Genomic DNA, 588 nt, shown 5'->3' with positions numbered 1-588 from the left:
GCGCGGCCAGCACCGGATCAAGGCCGAGATAGGCCCAGGCGAACCAGGACACGAACATGCCGATCATCAGGAATTCCGCCTGCGCGAAATTCACGATGCCCATCACACCATAAACCAGCGTCAGGCCGATGGAGATGACGGCGTAGACGCCACCCACCAGCAGCCCGTCGATTATTGCTTGTAGAAATGACACTGCGATCTTTCTTAGTTCGTCAGGACTTCCAGACCGCGGTACCCTTGGCGACGTCCTTCGGCCAGACCGTGACGAGCTCCTTATTGCGCCACTGCGCCATGACGGGAACGGACAGGGTATTGAGGCCGGTGCTGTCGAATTCGACGGCGCCGCCGGTCATCGCCTTGGTCCAGCCACCGGTGAACTTCGCACCGCGCAACGCCATGGTGACGTCCTCGGCCTTGGCCGACTTCGCCTTCTCGATGGCCTGTACCAGCACGTCGAGGGCGACGGCGTGTTCCAGCGCCTCATGCACCATGAAGTAACCGAAACGTTTGCGGAAACGCTCGGTAAGGTCGGGGGCGAGATCGTAATTGGCGGGCGCGATCGACAGCACGTTCTCGGCGAATTCGCCG

Annotated in this window: 1 protein-coding gene and 1 pseudogene; both read right to left on the bottom strand. The window is 61.2% G+C overall.

All coding sequences use genetic code 11. The features are described from left to right. On the bottom strand, positions 1-193 hold a 193-nt coding region (locus tag AC1DU6_RS34980), incomplete at its 3' end, for an ABC transporter permease subunit (protein WP_477863137.1). 19 nt (positions 194-212) lie between these two features. After that, positions 213-588, bottom strand: a pseudogene (locus tag AC1DU6_RS34975) (ABC transporter substrate-binding protein); the annotation flags it as partial.

This window comes from Roseateles sp. P5_B10 (assembly GCF_056400485.1).
The sequence above is the reverse complement of the archived record's forward strand: the minus strand, read 5'-3'. Positions and strand labels throughout refer to the sequence as shown.